At 47.3% G+C, this 24,904-nt stretch carries 25 protein-coding genes, 1 tRNA gene and 2 other RNA genes; 10 read left to right on the forward strand and 18 right to left on the reverse strand.

Going from position 1 to position 24,904, the window contains the following annotated elements; all coding sequences use genetic code 11:
* The first annotated feature begins 212 nt into the window (after nt 1–212).
* A complete protein-coding gene (gene kch, locus MPHASIOC01_RS03900) occupies nt 213–1,391 on the forward strand; it encodes a voltage-gated potassium channel protein (RefSeq protein ID WP_064601430.1) in 1,179 nt (392 codons plus the stop codon).
* Here the strand turns inward: kch and MPHASIOC01_RS03905 are convergent.
* The 6 genes from MPHASIOC01_RS03905 to MPHASIOC01_RS03930 form a co-directional block, all read right to left on the reverse strand.
* Nucleotides 1,388–2,470: a nitronate monooxygenase gene (locus MPHASIOC01_RS03905; RefSeq protein ID WP_353614000.1), complete on the reverse strand. Its 1,083-nt coding sequence runs from the start codon at nt 2,468–2,470 to the stop codon at nt 1,388–1,390. The genes kch and MPHASIOC01_RS03905 overlap by 4 nt on opposite strands.
* A 135-nt stretch (nt 2,471–2,605) precedes the next feature.
* Nucleotides 2,606–3,259, reverse strand: coding sequence for a DedA family protein (locus MPHASIOC01_RS03910; RefSeq protein ID WP_064601409.1), 654 nt, complete (start codon nt 3,257–3,259; stop codon nt 2,606–2,608).
* 296 nt (nt 3,260–3,555) lie between these two features.
* The gene (locus tag MPHASIOC01_RS03915; RefSeq protein ID WP_353614001.1) at nt 3,556–3,879 is read right to left on the reverse strand and encodes a YdgH/BhsA/McbA-like domain containing protein; all 324 of its coding nucleotides are present in this window, start codon (nt 3,877–3,879) and stop codon (nt 3,556–3,558) included.
* A gap of 237 nt (nt 3,880–4,116) precedes the next feature.
* Nucleotides 4,117–4,425, reverse strand: coding sequence for a hypothetical protein (locus MPHASIOC01_RS03920; RefSeq protein WP_064601407.1), 309 nt, complete (start codon nt 4,423–4,425; stop codon nt 4,117–4,119).
* 222 nt (nt 4,426–4,647) lie between these two features.
* The gene (locus MPHASIOC01_RS03925) at nt 4,648–5,022 is read right to left on the reverse strand and encodes a cytochrome b562 (protein ID WP_064601406.1); all 375 of its coding nucleotides are present in this window, start codon (nt 5,020–5,022) and stop codon (nt 4,648–4,650) included.
* Nucleotides 5,023–5,062: 40 nt separating this feature from the next.
* The gene (locus tag MPHASIOC01_RS03930) at nt 5,063–5,647 is read right to left on the reverse strand and encodes an undecaprenyl-diphosphatase (RefSeq protein ID WP_064601428.1); all 585 of its coding nucleotides are present in this window, start codon (nt 5,645–5,647) and stop codon (nt 5,063–5,065) included.
* A 330-nt stretch (nt 5,648–5,977) separates the two neighbouring features.
* Between MPHASIOC01_RS03930 and MPHASIOC01_RS03935 the strand changes: the two genes are divergently transcribed.
* Nucleotides 5,978–6,172 (forward strand): hypothetical protein, encoded by a 195-nt coding sequence (locus tag MPHASIOC01_RS03935; protein WP_353614002.1) that lies wholly within the window; start codon nt 5,978–5,980, stop codon nt 6,170–6,172.
* A gap of 269 nt (nt 6,173–6,441) precedes the next feature.
* Here the strand turns inward: MPHASIOC01_RS03935 and MPHASIOC01_RS03940 are convergent, their stop codons facing one another.
* From MPHASIOC01_RS03940 to MPHASIOC01_RS03975, 8 genes are all read right to left on the reverse strand, one after another.
* Nucleotides 6,442–7,836, reverse strand: a complete 1,395-nt coding sequence (locus MPHASIOC01_RS03940; protein ID WP_353614003.1) for an ATP-binding protein — start codon at nt 7,834–7,836, stop codon at nt 6,442–6,444.
* Nucleotides 7,812–8,480: a response regulator gene (locus MPHASIOC01_RS03945; protein WP_353614004.1), complete on the reverse strand. Its 669-nt coding sequence runs from the start codon at nt 8,478–8,480 to the stop codon at nt 7,812–7,814. The genes MPHASIOC01_RS03940 and MPHASIOC01_RS03945 overlap by 25 nt, the downstream gene beginning before the upstream one ends.
* Before the next feature lie 103 nt (nt 8,481–8,583).
* On the reverse strand, nt 8,584–9,363 hold the full coding sequence (locus MPHASIOC01_RS03950; protein ID WP_353614005.1) for a hypothetical protein: 780 nt from the start codon (nt 9,361–9,363) through the stop codon (nt 8,584–8,586).
* Nucleotides 9,364–9,462: 99 nt separating this feature from the next.
* Nucleotides 9,463–10,116, reverse strand: coding sequence for a DedA family protein (locus tag MPHASIOC01_RS03955; RefSeq protein ID WP_353614006.1), 654 nt, complete (start codon nt 10,114–10,116; stop codon nt 9,463–9,465).
* 28 nt (nt 10,117–10,144) lie between these two features.
* Entirely contained in the window at nt 10,145–10,720 is a 576-nt protein-coding gene (locus MPHASIOC01_RS03960; RefSeq protein WP_353614007.1) for a methyltransferase, read from the reverse strand.
* A gap of 621 nt (nt 10,721–11,341) precedes the next feature.
* Nucleotides 11,342–11,470, reverse strand: a non-coding RNA gene (locus MPHASIOC01_RS03965) — RtT sRNA.
* A 45-nt stretch (nt 11,471–11,515) separates the two neighbouring features.
* Nucleotides 11,516–11,644, reverse strand: a non-coding RNA gene (locus MPHASIOC01_RS03970) — RtT sRNA.
* Nucleotides 11,645–11,689: 45 nt separating this feature from the next.
* Nucleotides 11,690–11,777 (reverse strand) — tRNA-Ser (locus MPHASIOC01_RS03975).
* A gap of 201 nt (nt 11,778–11,978) precedes the next feature.
* On the opposite strand from MPHASIOC01_RS03975, the gene ghrA reads away from it, so the two are divergent.
* From ghrA to MPHASIOC01_RS03990, 3 genes are all read left to right on the forward strand, one after another.
* Nucleotides 11,979–12,920 carry a glyoxylate/hydroxypyruvate reductase GhrA gene (gene ghrA / locus MPHASIOC01_RS03980; RefSeq protein WP_064601400.1) on the forward strand — a complete coding sequence of 314 codons (942 nt, stop codon included), beginning with the start codon at nt 11,979–11,981 and terminating at the stop codon, nt 12,918–12,920.
* A gap of 68 nt (nt 12,921–12,988) precedes the next feature.
* Nucleotides 12,989–13,726, forward strand: coding sequence for a phosphatase (locus tag MPHASIOC01_RS03985; protein WP_353614008.1), 738 nt, complete (start codon nt 12,989–12,991; stop codon nt 13,724–13,726).
* Nucleotides 13,727–13,780: 54 nt separating this feature from the next.
* On the forward strand, nt 13,781–14,344 hold the full coding sequence (locus MPHASIOC01_RS03990) for a molecular chaperone (RefSeq protein WP_353614891.1): 564 nt from the start codon (nt 13,781–13,783) through the stop codon (nt 14,342–14,344).
* Between the two features lie 62 nt (nt 14,345–14,406).
* On the opposite strand, the gene csgD is transcribed toward MPHASIOC01_RS03990, so the two are convergent.
* Entirely contained in the window at nt 14,407–15,054 is a 648-nt protein-coding gene (gene csgD, locus MPHASIOC01_RS03995) for a biofilm master transcriptional regulator CsgD (protein ID WP_064601398.1), read from the reverse strand.
* Nucleotides 15,055–15,737: 683 nt separating this feature from the next.
* Between csgD and MPHASIOC01_RS04000 the strand changes: the two genes are divergently transcribed.
* Nucleotides 15,738–16,268: an O-acetyl-ADP-ribose deacetylase gene (locus MPHASIOC01_RS04000; protein ID WP_064601397.1), complete on the forward strand. Its 531-nt coding sequence runs from the start codon at nt 15,738–15,740 to the stop codon at nt 16,266–16,268.
* A 26-nt stretch (nt 16,269–16,294) separates the two neighbouring features.
* On the opposite strand, the gene mdoC is transcribed toward MPHASIOC01_RS04000, so the two are convergent.
* Nucleotides 16,295–17,449: a glucans biosynthesis protein MdoC gene (mdoC, locus tag MPHASIOC01_RS04005; protein WP_353614009.1), complete on the reverse strand. Its 1,155-nt coding sequence runs from the start codon at nt 17,447–17,449 to the stop codon at nt 16,295–16,297.
* A 271-nt stretch (nt 17,450–17,720) separates the two neighbouring features.
* Here mdoC and mdoG point away from each other — a divergent pair, with 271 nt between their 5' ends.
* The 3 genes from mdoG (at nt 17,721) to MPHASIOC01_RS04020 (ending at nt 22,128) form a co-directional block, all read left to right on the forward strand.
* Entirely contained in the window at nt 17,721–19,256 is a 1,536-nt protein-coding gene (gene mdoG / locus MPHASIOC01_RS04010; protein WP_353614892.1) for a glucans biosynthesis protein MdoG, read from the forward strand.
* Between the two features lie 14 nt (nt 19,257–19,270).
* Entirely contained in the window at nt 19,271–21,787 is a 2,517-nt protein-coding gene (mdoH, locus tag MPHASIOC01_RS04015) for a glucans biosynthesis glucosyltransferase MdoH (protein ID WP_353614010.1), read from the forward strand.
* A 137-nt stretch (nt 21,788–21,924) separates the two neighbouring features.
* Nucleotides 21,925–22,128, forward strand: a complete 204-nt coding sequence (locus MPHASIOC01_RS04020; protein ID WP_353614893.1) for a YceK/YidQ family lipoprotein — start codon at nt 21,925–21,927, stop codon at nt 22,126–22,128.
* 38 nt (nt 22,129–22,166) lie between these two features.
* Here MPHASIOC01_RS04020 and MPHASIOC01_RS04025 read toward each other — a convergent pair whose 3' ends face one another.
* Both MPHASIOC01_RS04025 and MPHASIOC01_RS04030 read right to left on the reverse strand, forming a co-directional pair.
* Complete coding sequence (locus MPHASIOC01_RS04025; protein ID WP_064601393.1) at nt 22,167–22,568, reverse strand: MysB family protein; 402 nt, start codon at nt 22,566–22,568, stop codon at nt 22,167–22,169.
* Between the two features lie 125 nt (nt 22,569–22,693).
* Nucleotides 22,694–23,614, reverse strand: coding sequence for a Kdo(2)-lipid IV(A) acyltransferase (locus tag MPHASIOC01_RS04030; protein WP_064601392.1), 921 nt, complete (start codon nt 23,612–23,614; stop codon nt 22,694–22,696).
* A gap of 217 nt (nt 23,615–23,831) precedes the next feature.
* On the opposite strand from MPHASIOC01_RS04030, the gene MPHASIOC01_RS04035 reads away from it, so the two are divergent.
* A complete protein-coding gene (locus MPHASIOC01_RS04035) occupies nt 23,832–24,881 on the forward strand; it encodes a rhodanese-related sulfurtransferase (RefSeq protein ID WP_353614894.1) in 1,050 nt (349 codons plus the stop codon).
* The last annotated feature ends 23 nt before the right edge of the window (nt 24,882–24,904 follow it).

The raw sequence follows: 24,904 nt of genomic DNA on the forward strand, positions 1-24,904 counted from the left end.
TGGCTGATTTTTTAGTAGACCGGGTTGTCCTGGAGTGAATAAACCGGTGAATATTGGGCACAGGCTTCCTCCGGAAGGATCTAACCCTGTAAATGGCATGGGGGGCTGGTTGTGCGGGTGAAAGGTTTTTTAACATTAATCACTGGAAAAGCCAGGCAGGCAGTGTGAAGCTCGCTACACTGGTTTACAGGTATTCGGCTAGTATTAACAATATGAAATTACAGTTAAATAGATTGCATTTTGTTCTGGCGTGGCTGAAGCCACACTGCTGGTTAGGTTTGTTAACTTTATTTATCGGGGGAATTTTTCTTCACCCGGTGCTGATGCAGGTGTGGCACACATTACCTGTCGCTATGGAACATTTCACTGACTGGAAAGATGCCATTTCCACTTTTGGGTTACTGAGGTTGCCCCAGGTGGTGCTGGGCAGTGCGATTGGGCTGATGAGCATCGGGCTGTTTTTGCGAGCCAGAGTGGCATGGACGTTTGCGCTGCTGCTGCTGGTAGTGGTGGCATTATTTAATTTCTGGTTTACTGCAGGCAATTTGCGTATTGGCTATCTTGCCCTTTTCGATACCTTGTGTTTGCTTTACTTCTGGCGGGATTTCAGCCATTCAAGCCTGGCTGCAGGGTCATTATTCGCACTTATCAGTTTCGCATCATTACTGACTTATGCACTGTTTGGTTCACTTTACCTGGGCGCGCAGTTTCACCCGGCTATCACTGAGTTTGCTCAGGCACTCTACTTTTCGACAGTCAGTATGTCGACAGTGGGCTATGGCGACATTGTGCCGGTAACCAATACAGCACGCTTTTTTACCGTATCCATTATCATTATGGGAATTACCGTCTTCGCGACATCAGTTAGTGCGATTATTGGCCCGGTGATTGGTGGTAATCTTAATCGAATGATAAAAGGACGAATTTCACACGCTATGCGTAAAGATCATATCATTATTGTCGGAGCCAGCCCGCTGGCAATGAGTGTGTATGCGGGCTTAAAGCAGCGTAATAAAACGGTGACGGTCATCGTACCACCGGGAATTTCTCATGAGTACCCGGCAGATGCAGACGTGATTGTCGATGATCCTTCAGCGAACCAGACATTACTCAATGCTGGTGCTAATAAAGCCAGCACTATTCTGGTACTGCGGGATGACGACTCAGATAACGCCTTCATTGTGCTGGCGGCTAAAGAAGTGGTTTCACCAGAAACGAAAATAATCGCACTGGTAAACTCAGATAAAAACCTGAACAAAATTAAGCGGGTTCAGCCGGATATCGTGTTTTCTCTGCAAACACTGGCAAGCGAGATGCTGCTGGCAAGGCTCAGCGGTGAAAAGATGACAAACCAGGATCTGATGCAACTGTTGTTCCACGAAAACCATTAGAGATGCGGCTCAATGCCGGCTGTTGCGCGTTGCCACTCGCGGGCGAGTATTTCAACCAGCCGGGCAGCACTCTCCTGGCGGGCATAGGGTGCACCAGTTCCGGCCCACTGGGCGCTAAAGCCCTTGATGCCAGCTGACAGCGCGGCTGCGGCCAGTGCTTTACCCAGAGAATAGGCCACAGGGTAATCCGGAATATCTTCCGGCAAAACCGTGCGGGTAGCCTGGCAGAATGCGTTATTCAGGCTGCGTGCCGGGCGGCCCGAAATAGCCGATGTCATGCAGGTATCACCGGGGTTGGCCTTGCTGAGGGCCTCACGCCAGTCTGCGTTGGCAGCAGATTCAGGGCAGAGAATAAATGCTGTACCCATCTGCACACCTGTCGCGCCTTGCTTCATTACGCGCGCAATATCCGCGCCATTCATAATGCCACCGGCGCAAATTATGGGTAGCGAAGTGGCTTCCTGCAACAGGGGCAGTAACTCGGCGGTACTTAACTGGGTGTCTGTCGCGACATCCAGAAATGTGCCACGGTGCCCGCCAGCCTCAAATCCCTGAGCAATAATAAAATCCACACCAGCTGCGGCAATATACTGTGCTTCATTGGGTGATGTGGCGCTGGCGAGGGTTAGACAGCCTGCGGCTTTGAGCGCCTGAATGGCTTCAGGTTCCGGCAGGCCAAAATGGAAACTTACCACGGCCGGGCGTGTATCCAGCAATACCTGCAACATTGCTGTGTTGTGGCAAAAGGTGGCATAAATTTCGGCCAGTCCGGTGGGAGCAGAGTTGCCAAAACTGTGAAACATCTCGCTGAACTGGTTTATCCAGGCCTGCTCTTTGGTGGGGTTACGCCTGGCTGGCGGGTGGCAAAACACGTTCACGTTAAAAGGCGCAGTGGTCAAGGCCTGCGTATGGGCTATCATTTCCCGGGCTTGTTGTGTTGTTGCTGAACCAACACTAATTGAACCCAGCGCACCGCTGTTACTGACGGCGGCAGCCAACTCTGGTGTGGATACGCCAGCCATCGGTGCCTGAATAATCGGGTATTTCAGATTTAAAACATCACATAATGGATTCGTCATGGTAATCATGTCGTTAGAAAGCACAGACCATCAAGTGTAGAAGACGTTACAAATAAAGGTAAGTTTATGGGGGTGGTCAACGGTGCTGTTGCTTTACTGGAAGGGGATACCGCCAGTAACAAGTGATGCATATTTTTATGGTTTATTGTGCTGCTGACGGCGTACAGCATACCAGGCACTGCCTATAATCCCTGCTAACAGGCATAGAAGCGGTAAAAGAATCAGTACTGCCATACCCGCGGCTGAGTTATTTTTAAAGAGTTGTAGTTCTGCCAGATGGCGACCAGCCAGCAAGAGGGTTCCTACCCACAAGATAGCTCCGGGCCAGTTAAAAAGATGAAACTGGCGTTGTTTAAGTGCAGTGATACCGGCCAGTAAAGGAAGTAATGTTCTTACAAAACCGATAAACCGCCCAACCAGTAGTGCGGGGGGGCCGAATCGATGGGATAAGTTTTGGGCACGTTGGTGATAGTGAGCAGGAACTTTACCGAGCCATTTTTTTACCGGATGGGTGTGGCTGAGCCAGCGTCCTGATAAGTAATTTATCCAGTATCCGGTTCCTGTAGCGACAACCAGCAATACCAGAGTGGGGTAAAACGGCAGTATTTGTTTGGCAGTCATTGCTCCGGCAAGTAAAAGTAAGCTGTCACCAGGCAGAAATGCCGCAGGCAGCAGGGCACTTTCAAGGAATATAGCAAGAATCAGGATGCAGTAGATCCAGCTAATTGTTCCGGGTTGGCTAAGTACAGCCAAATCCTGATGTAATAATGCCGTAATGAGCGCTGTCATTGTTGTCCTGTATTGTTATCTGCTGTAATTATCTTTCATGGAATCGTCATTGCTACATGGTATGGAGCTTACGCCTGTGAGACGAGGGCTGCTGACGGGCTTATGTATGCCAGATGAAAAACAACCAACATCAGGCTATACCTGTTTTCTTAAGCTTGCCTTAATCAATTTGCTTTGAAAGGGCTCGTCGGCTAATTTCACCAACACAATGTGGCAGGGAGAACTGAAAAGATGGCTTGTCAGTAAGTAATAAGAATGGATGAAGAGCATCCATTCTTATAGTCAAACAAGTTAAGTTATTTATACAGCGTTGCTTCAATGGTCTTGTGATCTGGCTGGCCTTGTGAACCAGTGATAACATAATATTTCCCGCCTTGTTCTGCTGCTTCATGTTTCAGCGGTGTATTATCCATAGAAAAGCCTTGTTGAGTGACAGCAATGGTACCAATTTTTTGATGGTTAACAGCTTGTGCCTGGCTGATTTCTTGCGGTTGTGGCGATACTCTTGCCAGTGCATCACCATGGTCTGCAAAGAATGAGTTAAGCCCACTGGCATAAACGGAACCAGATAAAGATGCAAGAGCAAGGGTAATAATGGCGAAAGTTTTTACATTTTTCATGATATATCTCCGGTAATGGTTGTTCGCACCTTCTTGCGTGGTTCTGAGATTACTGGGGGAGACTTAGCCGACACTGAGTATTCTTTATATTTTTGTCGGGAAATGTCATTTTTCCTGAGCTTAAAAAAATAACTGCCAGTGCAGGGAAATGGCCGGAAATAGCTTTTACCGGCAATAAATAATAACCGGCGCTGCAGAGTGGCAGCGCCGGCAGGGGAAGCTTAATAACTGTGCGGTTTATAAATTAAATGGAGCTTCACAGCTGTGATAATTGGGGTTGCAGTAATGACTGGTGCTGCCGGTTTTTTTGGCAATCTGCCCCGGGTTGAGATTGAACGGGGCTTCACAACTGTGGTAATTGGGGTTGCAGGTCCGCGCTGTCGGGTGGACGGCCGGGGCGATTTTATCCTTATTCAGGGTAAACGGTGCCTCGCAGCTGTGGTAATTGGGGTTGCAATACTGGGTTGTGGCTGCCTGAGCATAAGAGGCAGCAGTAAATGAAGCCAGGGCCAGTACTGTGGAAGTCAGCAGCATTTTAATATTCATAATCTTTCTCTCCGGTCATTATTATCCGCATCTTCTTGCGTGACTCTGAGATTACCGGGGAAAACTTAGCTGACACTGAGTTGATGTATCTGTGAAAAATATTTTTTTATCTCTCCAAAATACAGTATCTGTTTTATTTTGTAGTGGGTAATGAGAGGGAGAAACTAGGGCTTAATGTAAACACCCTGGAAGAGTTTAAGCGGAACTTCTGAGGGCAGGTAATTACACACCTAGTTTGCTATGGTATTGCTCCATTATACTCCGCAATTTTCGTGCTTCTGTTTTTACTTCGCTAATACTCTGTGTCTGCGCTTTTTGCTCAATGAGTGTCACTTCATTAAGCAATTTTTTCATACCTTCATCAAACGTGACCTTGCCTGAATCATTCAGCGATGTTTTCTGTGCTGCCTGTGCTGATAGTTTGAATGCTGACAGATCTTTTTTAAACGCGTTAATGTCGTTGTCTTTCATCATGGAACGGTAGCTTATGCTCATTTTTTCCATTGACTTTTGAACACTGACTGTACTGGCAGTTGCATTGCCGGCAACGCACATAAAAAAACCTGACAGCAACAAAGGAAGTACACTCTTTTTCATGATCACTCCAGAATAATCGATTTATCGTTTTTGATAAAAACTACCCTTTTAAGGGGAATAGAAAGAACAATTTACTGCTTATTGCTTCACACATTGTTGTGACTGTTTCACCGTATTTTTTCCATACCGGGGCGATGAGCATATTGGCAATAATCGCCATCAGTAGTGCTCCAAGCATGTCGAATGGAAAGTGAACACCAAGGAAAACCCGCGACCAGGCAACAAAAAGGCTGACAGCAAGCAGAAAACCACCTGCGGCTCTGGCTTTGTGCAACATAAATGCAATTGCTGCGCTAAAGAACAGGGTGCCATGGTCACTTGGAAATGAAGAGTCCGGGGCATGAACAATCCACGTATGCCCCAGGGGGATCATAAATGGACGGGGATGAAAGTAAAACGTACTACAAAGAGCCCCTAAAGAGAGCGCGAATAGTGCCGTAATCACGCATACCAATGCCTGGCTTCGGGTGTGTCTGTTGCCCATAAACCACATGGCTGCCAGGATAATGGGAATTAAGTACAAGGTGTATTGCGCACAAAACTTAGCAAATTCGATTAATCCATCGGGTGTACCTGGCGCTGCATTGATAGATAAAAACCATTTTTTGTTCAGTAATTCCAGCATAGCAAAGAGAACCATTTTATGTATCCAGTAAAGGTATTTTGGATGCGGCAGATTAATAAAACCTTAGGTGGTGAAAATGATGCCGGGCTTTTTATTAAGAAAAATTAATATTCTGATTTCTTACTTCCTTTTCATGATGGTGAATGTGTGTGTAAATGTTATCAATAATAACAAAGCATGAAGTATTAAGAAAATATTGTGAATGCCTACAGTGGGTTAGCAATAAAGTAACTATATAGGCAAGAAAATAATTTAATTACCATTTGGTTTTTTTATTACGCTGCCGATAATCTCGTTGTGCAGTCAGCACAGTGAAATTAAGGAGTCCTTATGTCTGTCAATGCGATTACTAACAACACAGTACATACACAATACCAAGCGACCAGTGCAGGTGATGAAAGTAAAGAGATGCGAGCCAAACCTGATCACGATGGCGACAGTGATGATTCAGCCCAGGCCACAAAATCACCCTCAGTGAATGCAAATGGTAGTGTAGTAGGCAGTGTTGTGGATGTGAAAGTCTGACGTTATAAAGCCTGCGAGTTTCGCAGGCTTTATATTATACAACATCGATTTTGAGCAATGTAAAAGATAATGACTGCCGTTAGCATATAAACCGTGCTGCCATTATTCGGCGTTGATGCTGATTAAGATAGCTTTGTGAATGTTTTTTATCCATGAAGGATAAACTTGCTATAACATGCCGGCTTACTTTTATGTAAGTTGACATGAATAGAGATAATATAACTGATAAATTTAAGCGCATAGCCGTCTCCTGTGTTGGGTTGGATATATTATGAGACAGAAGACTTAGTTGAATATGAGGACTCATCTTTATGGGCGCAGGGAAGTGTTATCCTGGCCAGCAGCCCTGACTGGAAATGTTCGGTGTCATTGAGTGAAACGGTACCTCCTATCTTTTGAATGCAGGCACGCACAATAGATAAGCCCAGCCCTGAGCCACTCTGCTCCTGGCCTTCCATGCGATAAAAAGCATCGAAAACACGCTCTCGCAGTGCTTGATCGATACCCGGTCCATTATCCTCAACCTCTATAACCACCTGATTATGATGCTGATAAACACTCAGATCTATTTGCCCGTTTTCAGCAATATACTTTATTGCGTTCTCGACCAGGTTTTTCAGGGCGACATACAATGTATTTTTTTCAGTAAACAGTGAAATGTCAGGCTGTGAATTGGCACTGACACCAATATCGATATTCTTTTCCAAAGCAAGTGGCAGCACTGTTTCGAGGATTTCCCGGAAAATCTCCTCAACTGAGAAACTTTCATTTTTCTGGCGTTGCTCAGTTTGTTGCTGGCGAGCCATCGTCAGCAATTGCTCCAACAAATATTTGGTACGCTTTAACCCCAGACGCAAGGTGCTTAGCCTGTCGCTGGCCTCAATTGACATTGGTGATTGCGACAAACGTTCTGCCTGGAGTGTCAGGGCTGTGATGGGGGTTCGCAATTCATGAGCCGCATCAGCAATGAAACGTTTTTGTATGCTCATCGCTGTGTCAATGTTGTACAACAAGCGGTTAATACCTTTGACGAAAGGTAAAATTTCATAAGGGACCTGCTGTAGTGGGAGTGGTGCCAGGTCCTGCTCATTACGTGAACGAACTTCCTGAGCCAGTGTGGTTACTGGTTTAAGCGCAAACCGAACCAGCAATACAGCGACCACGACAAAGACTGGCAGTGAGGCAGAAAATGGGATTAATGTCCTGAGCGCGCTTTGCATCGCTATCTCATCCCGTACATCCGTTTGCTGACCAATAACAATTGCCTGTGAAGGGGATTTCCTGGTCACTAATACACGATAGGTTTCTCCGTCCGACTCTATATTATGAAATCCGGGTGCAGTGGTAACAGGAAGATTAAAATGTGTTTGGGAAGCATCATTAGCTAAGGCAGGGGACGATAAATAATCAACAAAAATACGTGCGTCGTTATCGCCTTCACTGCGAAGCGCTAATTTTTGTTGAGAGGCACTGATAGCTGGCGCATTCAGTACCACTGCACTCATTTGCCGTAGCATCCTGTCTTGCAGTTCATGCGCTTCATCAAGAGCTGAGGCGAAAGTCAGTCCACCGGAAATCAGGGCAATAATGATTATTGCCATGGTTAAGGCCAGAGATAATTGCCCCTGAACAGAATGAGTTATTCGCTTTTTGAAACCAGCCATCCAACACCTCTGACATTTTTGATTGCATCGCGCCCCAGCTTTTTGCGCAAAGCGTGGATAAGGAACTCGATTGCATTGCTTTCCACTTCTTCTCCCCAGCCATAAATTCGGTCTTCTAAATTGCTGCGAGAAAGAATACTGCCCGGGCGTAACATTAGCGCTTCAAGTAAAGAAAATTCCCGGTTAGAAAGCTGGAAACGGCTCTGGCTGGCCTGAACGATAACTTCATGTGTGGAGGGGTCCAGTGCTAACTCTCCATTGGTTAGCACTGGGTTGGCTGTACCGTTATTACGCCGCAGAACAGCCCGAATTCTGGCAAGCAGTTCGCTCATTTCAAAAGGTTTGACAATATAATCATCTGCACCGCCATCTAAACCTCGCAGGCGATCTTCCAGCGCATCCCTCGCGGTGAGAATCAGAACCGGTACCGGCGAGGTATTTTTACGGATTTCATTGAGTATAAAAAAACCATCTTTGCCTGGAAGCCCAAGGTCAAGTAATACCACATCATAGTGTTGTGCTTTGAAACTGGCTAAAGCATCATTGCCATTCTTCACCCAATCGACAGCATAGGCGTTGTCTTTCAATGAACAGGCGACGATATCGCCAATCATTGGGTCATCTTCAACAAGAAGTGCACGCATATTCTTAACCTTTGTAAGTTACTCTGCAGATAAAGTAGTGATCTATTCTTTATCTGTAAGCCGCCATAATCACATTTACTGGATTAAGGTGCAGCTAAAAAACTTAAATTTCATCATTGGGTGCTGGCTTTTTAGCCAGGTGTAGATATGTTACCAGCACTAAAATGACAGTTAAAAAACACAAGTTAATTGTTGTACTGCCAATGTTCATCCCACCACTGGTGACGGGTTGTGATAAAAAGTCACCCAAAGAAGCACCCAACGGACGTGTTAATATATAAGCTATCCAAAAACAAATCACACTGTTGCACTTGAAGAAGCTGTATGCAATTAAGCAGAAAGTAATCAAAAAGCCAAATAATATTGTGGCATTAAAGTAACCAAGTTGTAGTGTTTCGGAAACCCAGTCCCCACCAGCTGTACCCAGTGAAAACGTGAGTAAAATTGCTGTCCAGTAGAAGAGTTCTCTGCGCTGCGTGTTGATGCTGTGAATTGATAATGTCCGTTCTTTTCGATACCAAATAGCGAAAAAACCAACCAGTAAGAAAGTAAATACACTTGTTGATAATATGAGCGGAACACCAAAGTGATCAGTTAAATTATCTGTAACCAAAGTGCCAAATACACTGATTAATAATACGGTTGTCCAGTATTTCACTGGGACGTATTTAGGGGATTTTACTTGTATGAAAAGCGCAATGAAAAATAAGGCACCTATAAAAAGTGATGTATTAGTTAATCCCCAGTGTAGATTAACATTCAAAAAGTCTGCTGCTGTTTCACCGACAGTGGTGGACATCATTTTTATAATCCAAAAAACAAGTGTTACCTCAGGAACTTTATTCCTGTATGTAACTGGCAGGTTAGCGTTGGCTTGTTCCATGATGAACCTCTTTTAATGTTTGCTTTACTTTAAGGAAAATAAGTGTAACTAACTCATTAATGAGTTAATTTAAGTTAATTGGTGTGTTGCGGGTGTTTATTATGGTTTCATACTACTTGTGCATATTTTATAATTTGCTGCTTTCTTCGCTAATTCTTTTTCATGGTGGCGAAAAAAATAATAACTGCAGATGAAGAACAATATTGTGCTACAAAGGATGGCGAGCCGTAATTCACTATCCAGGCTGAAAAGTTTATCGCCAAAAAAATAAGCAGCTGAGCCGAATAGAGATGCCCATGTGACACCTCCTAAGGCATTCATTAGCAGGAACGTTCTCCAGGGCATATGATTGGCACCTGCAAGAAAGGCAGCCAGTGCTCGCAGTAATGCAATAAACCGCCCGAAGAAGACAATTTTCCCACCATGGCGTAAAAAAAGGTACTCACCAATCTGGAGGCGGGTACTGTCAATGAAAATATATTTCCCGTAGTTTTGGAGTAACCGGGTACCGATAACCCTGCCAAGCAGAAAACCTATATTATCACCAATGATGGCGGCAACCGACGCGACAAGGATGACACTCAGCAATGTCAGGTTGTGGGATGTTCCGGCGTAAACCGCCATGCCAATTAACATCGCTTCGCCAGGAAGTGGCAGTCCCATACTTTCAAGCATAATTATGGTGAGCAAACCCCATAATCCGTAATGCTGTATGAATTGCATCATGTGAGCTGATGATAAAAGTGTGAGCATGCCATCCTCCTGTTATTTTCAGCCATTTTTAGCCAGGTAAGCACGTTTCTTGTTGCATCGCTTTACAGCTATACACCCATGCGGGAGGAAAATTACGCACTTCGAATACCTTCTCCCAGGAGAAAAAACGTGACAGCGATTTTTCAGACCCATGAGTGTACTGAAACTGTATAAATGAACCATTTGGCGTGAGTTGTATTGATGCTTTTTTTAATATCTTCAGGCGTATTCTTGGTGGCAGTGATAAAAGAGGCAGACATGAAAAAATAATGTCATAGCGCTGCTCCAGTAACTCAGCTGAGTGGGGAATGATTTGCAGCCTGCTGTCATTAATCCGTGAGAGTGTTTTCAGAAAGGACGGATCGATTTCATAAGCATCAAGCTTTGCATCGTTCGGCATCATTGTCAGAATTTTTCGGGTCAGCACGCCTTCCCCGGCTCCCAGTTCTGCTACCCGGGTAATATTCCCCCAGGACACACTGGATACCATGGCGCGGCACAGCCACGGAGAAGAAGGAACCAGTGTGCCGATAGTCCGTGGGGAACGGATAAACTGGCGAATATAATTCCGCTGCGATTTCAGTAAAACATCAATTCGGTACATTATGGCTCTCCATAGATGGGCAACATGTGCAATATAGCGCACCACCCAAAAAACCGAGGATATCTTTGATGTCTGTTATTCTGGCAAATGAAACTTAGGACTTCCTTAGGGGTAAATGGTACGTTCTGTGGATGTCGCTTCAGGGCTGGCGCTTTTTGCCTCGATTGGGAAGGGTGGACGGGGAAGTGTAATAACCAGACAGGAAAACATATCTGGGTTATGAACCACATTCAGTGAGGGTTTCCCCAAGATAATTCGCCGTGCAGGAAGGCGGCAGCGCAGGGAGTTGCCGGTACGAGCGAGCACAGCCAATGCACCTGCGGGTGAACACTGTATGGAATGGCGAGTGGGGTGATTATTCAGGTTTTATAACTTCCAGCACAAGGTGTGTTTATAAGCCACATTCAGTGATGGATTCCCCAAAATAATTCGCCGTGCAGGAAGGCGGCAGCGCAGAGAGTTGCCGGGAGCTTACTGGAGTAAGTGACCGGTACGAGCGAGCACAGCCAACACACCTGCGTGGTGAATTATGCAGGGGAATGGCGAGGGTTCTCACCCTCCCTCCAGGAGTATCGGGCAATAAAAAAGCCTGTACGTGAGTACAGGCTCTTCTATGAAATATGGCGGTGAGGGAGGGATTGATTCGCTGCGCTCACCCCTGCGGGGCAACCTGTTGCACAGGTTGTCCTGATACCTGCGGTATCAGTCGAACCCTGACGAGGGTTCTCACCCTCCCTCCAGGAGTTTCGGGCAATAAAAAAGCCTGTACGTGAGTACAGGCTCTTCTATGAAAGATGGCGGTGAGGGAGGGATTGATTCGCTGCGCTCACCCCTTTGGGGCAACCTGTTGCACAGGTTGTCCTGATACCTGCGGTATCAGTCGAACCCTGACGAGGGTTCTCACCCTCCCTCCAGGAGTTTCGGGCAATAAAAAAGCCTGTACATGAGTACAGGCTCTTCTATGAAATATGGCGGTGAGGGAGGGATTCGAACCCTCGATACGTTGCCGTATACACACTTTCCAGGCGTGCTCCTTCAGCCTCTCGGACACCTCACCAAATTATTGAACCACCGGAATGGAACGGCGCTTAATTTAGGGAAAAGCGCTGCCAGCGTCAATCAACTTTTTTGCAAAAAGAATCGTTTAGCTAAACTTCACGCAAAATGCTGGCAAAACCAACAAATAATGCCGTTTTTTCTCCCACAGACCTTGCGTTAATGTCACTTTGCAGTAAGCCTGTGCAAAACAGGAGGCGAAATGCAGATACTTTTCTACCACCCCGATTTTGATTCAGCTCGCTGGGTACACAGCCTGGAGCAAGCTATGCCCGGTACTACCGTGCGCATATGGCAACCGGGTGATAACGCACCCGCAGATTTTGCACTGGTATGGCACCCACCGCGGGAAATGCTTGCCGGGCGGCACAACCTGAAGGCCGTTATTGCACTTGGTGCCGGAGTGGATTCCGTGCTTAATCAGCTCAAACAGGACCCGGATTTTATCCCGGCCCATGTCCCGCTGTATCGCCTTGAAGATGCCGGTATGGGAAAACAAATGCAGGAATTCGCGGTAAGCCAGGTATTGCGCTGGTTTCGCCGGTTTGATGACTACCAGGCGTTACAGCGTGAAGGGCGCTGGGAACCTCTGGAAGAGTATCAGTCCAGTGACTTTACTATCGGCATCCTCGGGGCTGGTGTACTGAGCAAGCGTGTGGCAGAAAGCCTGTTACCCTGGGGTTTTCCATTACGTACCTGGAGCCGCCAACCGAAAGACTGGCCGGGTGTGAGCAGTTTTGCCGGCAACGAGTCGCTGGATGCATTTTTAGCAGAAACACGGGTGCTTATTAATTTATTACCACACACCCCGCAAACAGAGGGCATGATTAACCAGGCTTTACTGGCGCGTTTACCACAAGGCGCATTTCTGCTGAACCTCGGGCGTGGTGCGCATGTTGTCGAAGATGACCTCCTCGCTGCAGTGGAATCAGGGCAGATTCTGCGTGCTACGCTTGATGTTGTGCGTCAGGAACCTTTACCTGCAAATAACCCTTTGTGGAGACATCCGCGTGTAACAATTACCCCGCATATTGCTGCCTCCACCCGGCTTGATGACGCTGTCATCTATTTAGCAAAATTGATAAATGCTCTTAAGCAAGGCGCTATCCCACCAGGGCAGGTCGATAAAGAACGTGGTTACTGACACACAGCTGTATCAACATCCGGAAAGATAACTGTTATCATTGTTGTTGTTTTTAACAGGAGATTGCTATGTACCCCGTAGATTTGCATATGCATACGGTTGCCAGTACCCATGCATACAGCACCCTTCACGATTACATCGCTCAGGCGAAAGCTGCTGGTATCAAACTGTTTGCAATTACTGACCACGGTCCGGAAATGGCGGATGCACCGCACTACTGGCACTTCGTCAATATGCGCATTTGGCCGCGGATGGTTAATGGTGTGGGGATTTTACGTGGTATTGAAGCGAACATTAAAAATACCGATGGTGAAACAGATTGCGTGGGGCATATGCGTGATTCACTGGATTTGGTCGTTGCCGGTTTTCATGAGCCTGTGTTCCCTCCGGCAGATAAAGACACCCATACCACAGCAATGATTGCGGCTATGGCATCCGGTCAAGTTCATATCATCAGCCACCCCGGTAACCCCAAATTTCCTGTTGATATCCCGGCCATTGCTGAAGCAGCAGCGCGTTACAATGTAGCGCTGGAGCTGAATAACTCCTCGTTTACCCATTCACGTAAAGGGTCTGAAGCTAATTGCACTGAAATTGCTGCGGCAGTGAAGGAATCCGGAGGATGGTTGTCATTAGGGTCCGATTCGCATACCGCCTTCACTCTTGGGCATTTTCATGAATGTGAAAAGATCCTCAATAAAGTCGCTTTTCCTCGCGAACGCATTTTAAATGTATCGCCACGCCGGTTACTGGATTTTCTGGAATCCCATGGCATGACACCTGTTGAAGAGTTCGCAGCACTCTGAATTTGCTGCAATTGAATTAACCCTGCAGGCTGGTGCCTGGAAAAGGTCATGATAATGAATGAGTTTTCTATTCTTTGCCGTATTTTAGGTTCGCTATTTTACCGTCAACCTCAGGATCCATTGTTGGTACCGCTCTACACGGCGATTCAGGAAGGTAAGCTGGCACAAAGCTGGCCGCTGGAGCAGGAGGAACTGCTGTCTCGCTTGCAAGAGCATACAGACATGGCAGCAGTAAACGCAGACTACCACATGCTGTTTGTGGGAGATGAGTGTCGCGTGAGCCCATTGCGCAGCCGCTGGGTTGAAGGGAGTAGCGAAGCTGAAATCCGTGAGTTTCTCAGCAGCCGTGGTATGCCATTGTCAGATGCCCCGGCAGACAACTTTGGTGGCATTTTACTGGCGGCATCCTGGCTTGAAGACCAGACTCAGGAAGGTGAGTCACTCGCGTTGCAAACCCTGTTTGACAGTTTTCTGCTTCCCTGGTGCGGTACTTTCCTTGGCAAAGTTGAAGCACATGCTACAACAGTGTTCTGGCGCACACTGGCCCAGGTGACTCGCGAAGCTATTCAGGCTATGTGGGATGAACTTCAGGAAGAAGGCGAGCAGTCACAACCGTAAATATTGCAGCCTGCCCTGCAGAACGATAAAAAAACAGAGAAACCGGCATCAGTGCCGGTTTTTTACATCATATGATTATTGGCCCAGGAAACAGCCTGGGTACGGTTCTTAACTGAAATTTTACGGAACAGATTGTACAGGTGAGTTTTAACCGTATTTTCACTGATAAAAAGCGAACGGGCAATTTCATTGTTGGATGCGCCAATGCGCAATTTATTCAGGATCTCTTTTTCACGCTGAGTCAGTGAAGAAGATTCGTAGATATAAGGTTCAGAGCGTTGTGATGATTTCATCCAGTGGCTGGCAACCTGGCTTGAAAAGTCGTGTTCTCCACGCAAGATACCACCAATACCTTCCAGTACGCTCTTTTCACTCTCACTGACAAAAAATACGCCGGCAATATGCTGCCAGTTACTGACATTATGCTCAGGTTGTGTGTTTGGCATATTGATAAGTAAAACCTGGCTACTTGATGTGGTATGGCTAAGTACTTCTTGCCAGTAATGAATATGGTTACGTTCAGCAAATGCCATATCAAACAGGATAAGCGTATTGCCAGGGATGGCTTCCAGAGGTTGCTGGATATTATGGATGTGACCATCCAGGTCCAGCTCTGTACGCAGATACTGAAACAATGCCGTGGAAAGAAGCGATGGCCTGGTTATCAACAATAATGTCTGGGCATGTAAGCGATGGAATTCATGATACATGATGTAACTCCACGGGTTTATGGCACCTGCAATAGAACGTTTTCACAATTACGGCAAACCTTTTTCAACTGGCAGGTGACGTGCTGCTGTGTGACGTTATCACCCCATTCATCCATTGAGGGTGCGAAATCAAAAGGCAATGAAAATCTATTGTTTCAATTTATTCAGTTAGCTTGTTCAGGCAAACCTTTTGGATGTAACATTTAGTAAATTTAGATTTAAAATTATTTCAATATCACTTATGGAATGAATGCTGTTGAATTTGTCTGGAAATAAAAAAATACTTCTTTTTATGATCCCTCTTGTTTAACTTATTGATTTTATTAAATTTATATTGTTATATTTCAGGGCGTTATCGTATGTTAATCACTTTTTTGAGTGGCTTTTATTTTTTATGGAATTCTTAAGATAAAACTGTATTGATGACATAATTTTATTTAAGTAATGATAATGCCACTGCATCGGTTAAATCGGTTGAAGAGTCAGGTACCTCGCAGAGTGGTTTTCCCTGGTAAAAAAATGGCAACAGAAAAGAGATGTCGCCAGAGGCTTGATGGGGAATTGAGATAAAACTGGGAGCAGGTAAGCAGTTTATCGCCGGAGGCCGGACTACCCTTATAACAGGAAGTCCTGTCGGGCATCCCCGGGAGACAGGTGTTTTTTCTGCGGTAAAAGGGGGGAATATGTCTCGTATCTCTGTTATTTCTGGCGATATCACGTCTCTTGATGTTGATGTTATTGTCAATGCAGCAAATGCGCAATTACAGGGTGGCGGCGGTGTTGATGGGGCGATTCACCATGCTGCCGGGCCTGAGTTACTGGAGCAATGTTCAGCAATTTACCGGCAGAATGGTGCCTGCCCGACCGGGCAGGCTGTAATTACGGGGCCTGGTGATATACCGGTAAAGGCGATTATCCATGCTGTCGGGCCGGTATGGCAGGGGGGAGATCACGATGAAGCAGGGTTATTGGCTGATGCATATCATAATAGCCTGCAACTGGCGGCATCTCATGGCTACCAGCGCATTGCTTTTCCTGCAATCAGTACGGGAATTTACGGTTACCCAAAACCGGCCGCAGCACAGATTGCGATGAGTACCGTATGTGATTTCTTGCGCAACCACTCTTTACCACATCAGGTGGTGTTTTGTTGTTATGACCAGGAAACGCATGATTTATACCAGCACTTGCTGATGAATTATGATTCAGTCTGACAGATATGTTCTGCCAGACTGGAGAGTTAAACTGTCACGGTGTTGCACTTGCGCTGGGGTTTCCCGGAAAAAAGGAAACGCAGCACAGGGATGCGCAGATGAATTTCATACAGCATGATGGCAATACTCATCACGAATACCATGCCAGCGAGAAAGCCCAGCGTGTTGGATGCAATATGCGGCATGATGAAACCACCAAAAATGAGTGTGAGTGGGTGGTGAACCAGATAAATGAACAGAGAGGCATTGACAAAATAAGTCACACGAGGTGAATGGCTGTTAAGTAAAGTATGCCCGAAGGAAAAGACTACATTGACCATCCATACGCCGAGCAGCATGGTTATCACGCTGTCAGTTTCATATAACCACTTATCTCCACTACCATAGTGCTGGTTAAGCATGTAGGCGGCAACGCCCACCAGAGAACCGGCCCAGCACCCAACATGTGGATGGATGAAGCGGGCTTTTAGTAATGGGTATTTAAATGCAAGTGCGCCAAGCAAGAAAAAGGGCAGATAAAACAAGGGTTGCATAATAGTGAAATTAAACAGCCCATCAGAAAGAATTTGTGGCGCGAAAATAAAAATCAGGCGGCGCAGGGCGGCATAACTTAAACCTAACAACAAAAATATAACCGAAAGTTTTCCTAAAGTTAACGTTTCTGGGTCGGGAAATATCCATGAGAACCCTTTGCCCCGTTTTATTCTTTGAAACAAAACTAAACCTAGCGTCGTCAGAATAACCAGCACAAGCAAGAACCAGAGATGGGAAGTCAACTCCCAGACCAGCGTGTTATATTTCTGGTATAACGTAAAACTTCCCCAGCGACGGTTTTCACCACTTAAATGCTGCAGAAGGAAAAATTGTGGCAGTGTCAGGAGTGGAATGGATGCCAGCATGGGAACAGCCACACGCTCTGTGCGTAGTACCCACCACCGTTTCCGGTTGTAGCGCAGGTAGAGCATCCAGGAAAAGTAGCCAGAAATAACGAAAAAGACCTGCATTCTGAATGCATGGATGAAGTCATTGAAAATGGTCAGCCACAAGGATGGCGTGACACTGTTAATGTGCCACTGGTGGGTGGAGTAGATTAATGATATGTGGAACGGAATCCCTAAAATCATTAACCATGCCCGGATAGAATCGAGAAAAAATTCTCGTTGCACTGGTGTATTACTCATAAAACTCCAACAATCTCAGACTTTTCACCTTATCCCTGAGCGATGAATTGTTTACAGTCCGGGCTAACTTACACGAAGAGACAGAGGCTGTCTCCAGGATTAAAGGACATATTGGAAGCAAACTTGTTGCCGGTTGTTTAATCCATGAGCCAGTGTGTTAAACCAGGAGGGGATTTGGTTGTCGGAAGCCTGGAGTATACTTTAGAATGGATCGGATTGATTTAAGCACACAAAGGGGGATGTGCTGGTTAATATGAAACATAAACTAGAAATGATGAAAATGCGTTGGGTCGGCGCGGCAGTATTAATGTCGCTTTATACCTCATCTGTGTGGGCGTTCTCCATTGATGATGTCGCAAAACAGGCAAAATCCCTTGCGGGCAGCAGCTACCAGGCGCCAAAGAGCAATCTGCCATCTGTTTTCAAGGACATGAAATTTGCCGATTACCAGCAGATTCAGTTCAATCACGATAAAGCCTACTGGCATAACCTCAAAACCCCGTTCAGACTCGAATTTTACCATCAGGGCATGTATTTCGATACGCCAGTCAAAATTAATGAAGTGACGGCGACCAGTGTGCATGAAATCAAATACAGTCCGGATTATTTTAACTTTGGCAACGTGAAGCACGATAAAGACAGCGTCAAAGACCTCGGTTTCGCCGGGTTTAAGGTACTGTATCCTATCAACAGTAAAGATAAAGAAGACGAAATCCTTAGTGTGCTGGGAGCCAGCTACTTCCGGGTAATTGGTGCAGGCCAGGTATACGGGCTTTCTGCCCGGGGTCTGGCAATAGATACAGCGTTACCTTCTGGTGAAGAGTTCCCGCGCTTTCGTGAGTTCTGGATTGAGCGCCCCAAACCAGAAGATAAACGCCTGACTATTTACGCGTTGCTGGATTCTCCTCGTGCCACCGGGGCTTACCGGTTTGTCCTGTTCCCGGGGCGTGATAGCGTGGTTGATGTGCAGTCTAAAATCTACTTGCGCGATAAAGTGGGTAAATTGGGTATTGCGCCGTTGACCAGTATGTTCCTGTATGGGCCGCAACAGCCGTCACCAACGATTAATTACCGCCCAGAAATTCATGATTCAGATGGCCTGTCTATTCATGCCGGTAATGGCGAGTGGATTTGGCGTCCGCTGAATAACCCGAAACATTTAGCGGTCAGCACCTATACCATGGAAAACCCGAAAGGCTTTGGTCTGTTGCAGCGAGGCCGCCAGTTCTCGCGTTACGAAGATCTGGATGATCGCTATGACGAGCGTCCAAGTGCCTGGGTTGAGCCGCAAGGCAACTGGGGTAAAGGGCATGTGGAACTGGTGGAAATTCCTACCAATGATGAAACCAACGACAATATCGTTGCGTTCTGGACGCCAGACCAATTGCCAGATCCGGGCAAGGAAATGGATTTCAATTACAAACTGACGTTTACCAAAGACGAAAGCAAACTGCATGACCCGGATAATGCGTGGGTAACGCAGACCCGTCGTTCTACAGGAGACGTGAAACAAACCAACCTTATCCGCCAGCCCGATGACACTATCGCATTTATTGTCGATTTTGACGGGCCGCAGATGAAGACATTGCCGGATAATACACCAGTGGCTTCTCAGGCCAGCATTGGGGACAATGGAGAAATTGTTGAAAACAGCGTGCGTTATAACCCGGTTACAAAAGGCTGGCGTTTAACTCTGCGCGTTAAAATAAAAGATCCGAAAAAGACCACAGAAATGCGGGCTGCCCTGGTCAATGGTGATCAGACATTAAGTGAAACCTGGAGCTACCAGCTCCCTGCTAATGAATAAGCTGACTGTAAACTATGCCTGATTATATTGATAATCTGCCGCTGCCTGACACGCAGAAATCAGCTCTTAAAGGGCTGGAAATTAAAGCAATACACCAGGCCCTGCAACCACAGGCCGGTGCTTTTTCAAGAGATGATGATTCGCCACTGGTTTCTGTTAAGCCCCGTCTCGCTCTGAACTGGCCTTGGGTGGCTAACAGCAGCGTCATGGTGAAAGATAAAGAAGGCCGTGATCAATTGCAGGCTATGCCTGCAACCCACCGCTCTTCAATGGCTCCTGAACCCTGGCGCACTAACCCTATTGGGCGTGTCTGGGAACGTTTGCTGGGGCGTGAGCGTTCGCCTCGTCATCACTCCTTGTCTAAAGAAGAGCAAAAAGCAGAGCAGAAGTGGCGCATGGTGGGAACTTTGCGCCGGTATATCCTGCTGTTACTCACTCTCTCTCAGACTGTCGTGGCAACCTGGTATATGAAAACCATTTTGCCATACCAGGGCTGGGCACTGATTAATCCTGCGGATATGGTCGGGCAGGATTTATGGGTGTCGTTCATGCAGATACTGCCTTATGTACTGCAAAGTGGCATTCTGATTCTGTTCGCTGTGTTGTTCTGCTGGGTTTCAGCTGGTTTCTGGACCGCGCTGATGGGCTTTTTACAACTGCTTATTGGGCGGGATAAATACAGTATTTCTGCTTCGACGGTGGGTGATGAGCCGATTAACCCCGAGCACCGTACTGCGCTCATCATGCCTATCTGTAATGAAGATGTTAACCGGGTATTTGCCGGGCTACGGGCAACCTGGGAGTCGGTAAAAGCAACGGGGCAACATGCACATTTTGATGTTTATATCCTGAGCGACAGTTACAACCCGGATATTTGCGTCGCTGAGCAGAAAGCCTGGATGGATTTACTCGCCGAAGTCGGTGGGGAAGGGCAGATTTTTTACCGCCGCCGCCGCCGCCGGGTGAAACGCAAAAGTGGCAACATTGATGACTTTTGCCGTCGCTGGGGTAGCCAGTACAGTTATATGGTTGTACTGGATGCTGATTCCGTGATGACTGGCGACTGTCTGACTGGTCTGGTTCGGTTAATGGAAGCAAACCCGAACGCAGGGATCATTCAGTCTGCGCCGCGTGCTTCTGGTATGGATACACTTTATGCCCGTTGCCAGCAGTTTGCGACTCGCGTCTATGGGCCTTTGTTTACCGCAGGTTTGCACTTCTGGCAGTTGGGAGAATCTCACTACTGGGGGCACAATGCCATTATCCGTGTCAAACCCTTTATTGAGCACTGTGCGCTGGCGCCGCTACCGGGTGAAGGCTCGTTTGCCGGCTCTATTCTTTCGCACGATTTTGTTGAAGCAGCATTAATGCGTCGTGCCGGGTGGGGCGTATGGATAGCCTACGATTTACCCGGTTCCTATGAAGAGTTACCGCCTAACCTGCTGGATGAACTGAAGCGTGACCGCCGCTGGTGCCACGGTAACCTGATGAACTTCCGTCTGTTCCTGGTTAAAGGGATGCACCCAGTGCACCGCGCTGTGTTCCTGACAGGCGTGATGTCTTACCTGTCTGCGCCGTTGTGGTTTATGTTCCTGGCGTTGTCTACCGCCTTACAGGTTGTACATGCTCTTACCGAGCCGCAGTACTTCCTGCAGCCGCGGCAGTTGTTTCCAGTGTGGCCCCAGTGGCGTCCTGAACTGGCAATAGCGCTGTTTGCCTCAACGATGGTGCTGTTGTTCCTGCCTAAGCTTTTGAGCGTATTGCTGATTTGGTGTAAAGGCTCTAAAGAGTTTGGCGGTGCGTTTCGTCTGTTGATCTCGCTGATTCTGGAAGTGCTGTTCTCAGTGCTTTTGGCACCGGTACGCATGCTGTTCCATACCGTGTTTGTGGTTAGTGCTTTTTTAGGCTGGGAAGTGGTATGGAATTCGCCTCAGCGCGATGATGACTCTACGCCATGGGGTGAGGCATTTATGCGCCATGGTTCGCAGTTATTACTGGGACTGGTCTGGGCAATCGGTATGGCCTGGCTGGATCTGCGGTTCCTGTTTTGGCTGGCACCTATCGTGTTCTCGCTGATCCTCTCGCCATTTGTCTCGGTGATTTCGAGCCGTGCGACTAACGGATTGCGCACTAAGCGCTGGAAGCTCTTCCTGATCCCGGAAGAGTATTCACCACCGCAAGTGCTGGTGGATACGGAAGCGTATTTGAAACGTAACCGTGAACGTGAGTTGCTCAATGGGTTTATGCTGGCAGTCTTTCATCCGACTTACAATGCGCTGGCTACGGCAATGGCAACAGCCCGTCACGGTAAGAGTGATGTGCTGGAAATCGCGCGTGACCGCCACGTTGAGCAGGCACTGAATGAAACGCCGGATAAACTCAACCGTGATCGCCGCCTGGTGCTTCTCAGTGACCCGATGACAATGGCAAGAATGCATTATCGTGTCTGGACTGCGCCGGAGAAATATTCTTCCTGGGTAAATGCCTGGAAAGATATTTCCGGGGATTCACAAATGAGCAAAGCTCAGTAATGTATATTCAGCCGGCCTTCAGGCCGGCTGTTTGTTACTGGGAGATGAGAAAAATAGCAGTCCTGGTTTTTCACTATGATTAAACAAACGGCTTCATTTTAAAGGCGGTAAATTTGCGAACGACGGGTATTCTGGTGATGGCACTATTATTAAGTGGTTGTGGCAGCATAATCAGCCGGACTGTTCCCGGACAAGGGCACGGTAACCAGTATTATCCCGGTGTACAGTGGGATGTGAGAGATTCCGCCTGGCGCTACCTGACGGTAATTGATTTACCCTTTTCACTGATTGCCGACACACTGTTGTTGCCGGTTGATGCTCATCACGGGCCTTATGAGTGATGACTCCCATCAGGCCCGGGCATCAGCTGTGCGCACCATTATTCCTGCTCGTCCCATTCATCCGCGGCTGCACTACCTTCTTCATCGTCCAGTGGCGGTTCATACTGAAATTCACCCTCATCCCATTCATGTAGCGTGTTTTCTTCTGCCCATTCCATTCTCAGCTCTGCTTCATCAAAATCACCACTGAAAACAGCCTGCGCTGCAGGGCCATACAACACAGGAATATAATCACCCTGTTCATCGGCTTCATTTTCGTCATCAAAAAAACAGGCAACCCACATCTCTTCACCATCCTGCAGGATGTATTTTTGAATATTGAGTTGCTGAATATCGACATCATCCTCATCAAGGTCAGGATGACTGGCAAAATACTCTTCGCGGGCTGCATCAAGCGCTTCTTCAAGTGTGGAGAAGTAATTCAGTTCGCTGCCGGTCATACATAAACTCCTGTTACAATGTTGTCGGGGTATCAGGAATTTATAGACATCACTCTGGTGAGCGTCAACCAGATGGCGGTGAGAAGTAAAAGAAAACCTCCCTGCTCAGGCAGAGAGGTGGGCACTTAGTAACGGGAAGGTACCCCTTCCGGGCGGGTTTTAAAGCGGCGATGTAACCACATGTACTGATCCGGCGCGAGTAAAATACACTTCTCGACCACTTTATTCATCCAGGTGGCTGTTTCTTCGGCTGAACCGAGCGGAATATCCAGTTCGGGCTCCAGCACCAGTAACTCATAGCCTGCGCCGTTGGGTTTGCGGCGAGGCACAAAGGGAACAATACAGGCTTTAGACATCCGTGCCAGCATCCAGGTACCCGAAGTGGTTGCGGCCTGGTCAACCGCGAAAAATGGGACAAACACGCTGCTACGCGGGCCGTAGTCATGATCCGGCGCATACCAGACAATCTCGCCACTTTTGAGTGCCTTGACCATACCTTTAAAGTCTTTACGATCCAGCATGGCTTTATTGGAACGAACTCGTCCCCAGGTTTGCAACCAGTCAATCAGCGGGTTGTCATTGGGGCGGTAGACACCAATACCTGGTGTCTGCATCCCAAAGATGCGCGCACCCAGCTCCAGTGTCAGAAAATGCACTCCAATCAGTAAAATCCCCCGTTTTTCAGCCAGTAATTGTTTAACAGCTTCAACGCCAGAAACATCGAACCAGCGGGCGACACGCCAGTCAGGCCAGAACCAGGCCATTCCTGTTTCCATTAACCCCATACCGACAGATTCAAAGTTTTTTACCACCAGTTCCTGACGCTCTGCATCACTTTTATGTGGAAAACACAGCTGCAGGTTACGTTGCGCAATACTTACCCGGTCTTTCATTACGTACATTGCAATGCGGCCGATGAAACATCCAAAGCGATAAATAACTGGATAGGGAAGCAGCACCAGTAACCAGAGGAGACCAATTCCAAGCCAGGTCAGCCAGTATCTGGGGTGAAGAAGTGAACGGGTGAATTGAGGTAAATGTGTCATGCAGCTCCCATCAGAAATTACTGATTTCCATTAGTCGTATTGTGGCATCATTTGGATAATGCCCAAAATATCTCAGTACAGAGTGATGGTTTTATCACCAGTCACATTAATTACGCATAATTATAGCCGTGAAATGTAGCGCATTTTGTATGGATGTTATTTAGCGTTGATTGCTATATCATGCCGGGCTATTTTCTTCAGGAGCAGAATGAACACCATGCCAGTGTTACATAACCGTGTTTCCAATGAGGAACTGAAAGCCCGCATGCTGGCGGAAACAGAACCTCGTAAAACCATATCCTTCTATAAGTACTTCACGATAGAAGACCCGAATACTACCCGTGATGCCCTGTACCTGGCATTTAGCCAGCTTGCGGTTTTTGGGCGCGTCTACCTGGCTCCTGAAGGGATCAACGCACAAATTAGTGTGCCGGAGAGCAATGTCGAAGCTTTTCGTGAACAGTTGTACCGTTTTCATCCAGCGCTTGATGGTCTGCGCCTGAATATTGCGCTGGATGATGACGGTCGTTCTTTCTGGGTACTGCGCATGAAGGTGCGTGACCGTATTGTGGCTGATGGCATCGACGACCCGGCATTTGACCCAAGTAATGTGGGTGATTACTTGAAAGCGGAGCAGGTCAACCAGATGCTTGATGACCCGGATACGGTATTTATTGATATGCGTAACCACTATGAATACGAGGTGGGGCATTTCGAGGGGGCGCTGGAGATCCCTGCGGATACATTCCGGGAGCAGTTGCCCAAAGCGGCAGAAATGATGGCACCTTACAAAGATAAAAATATTGTCATGTACTGCACTGGCGGGATCCGTTGTGAAAAAGCCAGTGCATGGATGAAGTACCAGGGGTTTACCCGGGTTGCTCATGTTGAAGGCGGTATTATTGAATATGTTCGTAAGGCGAGAGAGCAGGGACTACCAGTAAGGTTTATCGGCAAGAACTTTGTGTTTGACGCCCGAATGGGGGAGAGAATCTCACCTGATGTTATTGCTCACTGCCATCAGTGTGGGGCACTTTGCGACAGCCATACCAACTGCAAAAATGAAGGGTGCCATTTATTGTTTATTCAGTGCCCGGCCTGTGCGGAGAAATATGACGGGTGTTGCAGTGAACAATGCCAGCAGGAGCACCAGTTGCCTGAGGCTGAGCAGCGCCAGCGCCGTGCCGGGCGCGAAAATGCAGCCCGAATTTTTAATAAATCCCGCCAGCGCCTGAAACTCACGCTGAATAACCCGGAAGATGAGTAACCCCACCGGCACAGCCTGAAACA

The organism is Mangrovibacter phragmitis (genome assembly GCF_040429585.1).
Lineage (GTDB): Bacteria > Pseudomonadota > Gammaproteobacteria > Enterobacterales > Enterobacteriaceae > Mangrovibacter > Mangrovibacter phragmitis.

Excerpts from the sequence above, each read along its gene's own strand:
- MPHASIOC01_RS03935 (WP_353614002.1), top strand. The coding sequence starts at position 5,978 with ATGTCTGTCAATGCGATTACTAACAACACAGTACATACACAATACCAA.
- kch (WP_064601430.1), top strand. The coding sequence starts at position 213 with ATGAAATTACAGTTAAATAGATTGCATTTTGTTCTGGCGTGGCTGAAG.
- MPHASIOC01_RS03905 (WP_353614000.1), bottom strand. The coding sequence starts at position 2,470 with ATGACGAATCCATTATGTGATGTTTTAAATCTGAAATACCCGATTATT.
- MPHASIOC01_RS04035 (WP_353614894.1), top strand. The coding sequence starts at position 23,832 with ATGCCAGTGTTACATAACCGTGTTTCCAATGAGGAACTGAAAGCCCGC.
- MPHASIOC01_RS03930 (WP_064601428.1), bottom strand. The coding sequence starts at position 5,647 with ATGCTGGAATTACTGAACAAAAAATGGTTTTTATCTATCAATGCAGCG.
- MPHASIOC01_RS03920 (WP_064601407.1), bottom strand. The coding sequence starts at position 4,425 with ATGAATATTAAAATGCTGCTGACTTCCACAGTACTGGCCCTGGCTTCA.
- MPHASIOC01_RS03955 (WP_353614006.1), bottom strand. The coding sequence starts at position 10,116 with ATGCTCACACTTTTATCATCAGCTCACATGATGCAATTCATACAGCAT.
- mdoC (WP_353614009.1), bottom strand. The coding sequence starts at position 17,449 with ATGAGTAATACACCAGTGCAACGAGAATTTTTTCTCGATTCTATCCGG.
- ghrA (WP_064601400.1), top strand. The coding sequence starts at position 11,979 with ATGCAGATACTTTTCTACCACCCCGATTTTGATTCAGCTCGCTGGGTA.
- csgD (WP_064601398.1), bottom strand. The coding sequence starts at position 15,054 with ATGTATCATGAATTCCATCGCTTACATGCCCAGACATTATTGTTGATA.
- MPHASIOC01_RS04025 (WP_064601393.1), bottom strand. The coding sequence starts at position 22,568 with ATGACCGGCAGCGAACTGAATTACTTCTCCACACTTGAAGAAGCGCTT.
- MPHASIOC01_RS04020 (WP_353614893.1), top strand. The coding sequence starts at position 21,925 with ATGGCACTATTATTAAGTGGTTGTGGCAGCATAATCAGCCGGACTGTT.
- MPHASIOC01_RS04030 (WP_064601392.1), bottom strand. The coding sequence starts at position 23,614 with ATGACACATTTACCTCAATTCACCCGTTCACTTCTTCACCCCAGATAC.
- mdoH (WP_353614010.1), top strand. The coding sequence starts at position 19,271 with ATGCCTGATTATATTGATAATCTGCCGCTGCCTGACACGCAGAAATCA.
- MPHASIOC01_RS03950 (WP_353614005.1), bottom strand. The coding sequence starts at position 9,363 with ATGGAACAAGCCAACGCTAACCTGCCAGTTACATACAGGAATAAAGTT.
- MPHASIOC01_RS04000 (WP_064601397.1), top strand. The coding sequence starts at position 15,738 with ATGTCTCGTATCTCTGTTATTTCTGGCGATATCACGTCTCTTGATGTT.
- mdoG (WP_353614892.1), top strand. The coding sequence starts at position 17,721 with ATGATGAAAATGCGTTGGGTCGGCGCGGCAGTATTAATGTCGCTTTAT.
- MPHASIOC01_RS03925 (WP_064601406.1), bottom strand. The coding sequence starts at position 5,022 with ATGAAAAAGAGTGTACTTCCTTTGTTGCTGTCAGGTTTTTTTATGTGC.
- MPHASIOC01_RS03910 (WP_064601409.1), bottom strand. The coding sequence starts at position 3,259 with ATGACAGCGCTCATTACGGCATTATTACATCAGGATTTGGCTGTACTT.
- MPHASIOC01_RS03945 (WP_353614004.1), bottom strand. The coding sequence starts at position 8,480 with ATGCGTGCACTTCTTGTTGAAGATGACCCAATGATTGGCGATATCGTC.
- MPHASIOC01_RS03990 (WP_353614891.1), top strand. The coding sequence starts at position 13,781 with ATGAATGAGTTTTCTATTCTTTGCCGTATTTTAGGTTCGCTATTTTAC.
- MPHASIOC01_RS03985 (WP_353614008.1), top strand. The coding sequence starts at position 12,989 with ATGTACCCCGTAGATTTGCATATGCATACGGTTGCCAGTACCCATGCA.
- MPHASIOC01_RS03915 (WP_353614001.1), bottom strand. The coding sequence starts at position 3,879 with ATGAAAAATGTAAAAACTTTCGCCATTATTACCCTTGCTCTTGCATCT.
- MPHASIOC01_RS03940 (WP_353614003.1), bottom strand. The coding sequence starts at position 7,836 with ATGGCTGGTTTCAAAAAGCGAATAACTCATTCTGTTCAGGGGCAATTA.
- MPHASIOC01_RS03960 (WP_353614007.1), bottom strand. The coding sequence starts at position 10,720 with ATGTACCGAATTGATGTTTTACTGAAATCGCAGCGGAATTATATTCGC.